The sequence below is a fragment of the Chitinophaga jiangningensis genome, assembly GCF_900142605.1.
In the GTDB taxonomy this organism is placed as follows: Bacteria; Bacteroidota; Bacteroidia; order Chitinophagales; family Chitinophagaceae; genus Chitinophaga; species Chitinophaga jiangningensis.
This window is the reverse complement of sequence record NZ_FRBL01000022.1, coordinates 1-1,377: the sequence shown is the minus strand read 5'-3', so window position 1 is coordinate 1,377 and position 1,377 is coordinate 1. Positions and strand designations below refer to the sequence as shown.

The 1,377-nt window shown below is 36.3% G+C and carries 1 protein-coding gene; it reads left to right on the top strand.

What is annotated here, in order from left to right:
- Positions 1–262 precede the first annotated feature (262 nt).
- Positions 263–1,303: an IS110 family RNA-guided transposase gene (locus BUB18_RS28835; RefSeq protein ID WP_073087797.1), complete on the top strand. Its 1,041-nt coding sequence runs from the start codon at positions 263–265 to the stop codon at positions 1,301–1,303.
- The last annotated feature ends 74 nt before the right edge of the window (positions 1,304–1,377 follow it).

Below are 1,377 nucleotides of genomic sequence, written 5' to 3'. Positions count from 1 at the left end.
GCTGCTCCTATGTTTGTATTAGAATTTATAATAGAAAGATTTCAAAGACTTAGTTTTGATTTAAATAATAAAATAAAAAAGGTGAGAGTACACTTAGCTGCAAGCAACTATCAGGTATGCTCTCGCAAAGAAATAACCTCACCTTTTTTAATCTCTTAGAGTTTGAACAGAATGTAAGGCACTGTCTATATGACTTTAGCCAGAATATCCAATAGGAGAAAAGACGATTAGAGATTTTTATTTTATTGAAAATCAAAATATTATGCAAGAAATTATCAGATATTCAGTAGGTATTGATGTAGCTCAGAAAGAGTTGGTAGTTACAGTTGGAAGAATTTTTAAAGATCTAAGTATAGATTTATTCGCAAGAAGAGTATATGTCAATAGTCTTGCTGGCTTTAAACAGTTAACTAAAGGAGTTGAAAAGCTAACAAATGCACATCCGGAATGTAGATATGTGATGGAAGCTACCGGGGTATATCATGAAAAACTCGCCTTCTATTTAGCTGAAAATGAGCGTCAGATAAGTGTAGTACTACCTTCCAAAATAAGTAACTACATACGGACTTTAGACATAAAAACCATTACAGACAAGACCGCAGCCGATGCAATTGCCCGTTTTGGCTTGGAGAGAAAGCTAGATAACTGGCAGGAACCCAATGGTTTATACAGACGAATCCGACAACTAACAAGGGAACGGGAACAGTTAATAGAGCAAAGGACGATTTGTAAAAATCAGCTTCATGCCGAGCAATCAGAAGCTTATCCAAATGCTGGTACTTTGAGAAGACTGCACTCACACATCGAATTTATGAATAGTCAGGAAAAGGAGATCTTAACCGAGCTATTTGATCTAACTAAAACGGATGAAAGTGTTAACCAGTCAATCTCTCTGCTATGCAGTATATCAGGAATAGGCATCTTGACAGCATGTGTTGTATTAGGTGAGACAAATGGTTTTGAGTTAATACGCAATAAGCGACAGCTGACCAGTTTTGCAGGTCTGGATGTGATTGAAAAGCAATCAGGGACCTCTGTTAAGAGTAAGCCCAGGTTATCTAAGAAAGGGAACAGACATCTACGAAAAGCATTCTATTTGCCTGCATTATCTGTGATCAGAAGTGATGAACACTTCAGAAACATATTTGACAGATTAGTGGAACGACACGGAATAAAAAAGAAGGCAGTAAGTGCAATACAAAGAAAACTGCTGGAAATGACTTATACCATCTTTAAAAAGCAGGTGCCCTACGATAAGCTTTATTACAAAAAATTAGAGAGCTGTACTAGTACAACTCTCTAAGCAGGCTGGCTTATGCCGCCTTAAAACACAAATTTAATAATTTTATTCTTGTTTATAAACACAGAATCTTTGCG

Coding starts and splice junctions, on each gene's coding strand:
- BUB18_RS28835 (WP_073087797.1), top strand. CDS start 263: ATGCAAGAAATTATCAGATATTCAGTAGGTATTGATGTAGCTCAGAAA.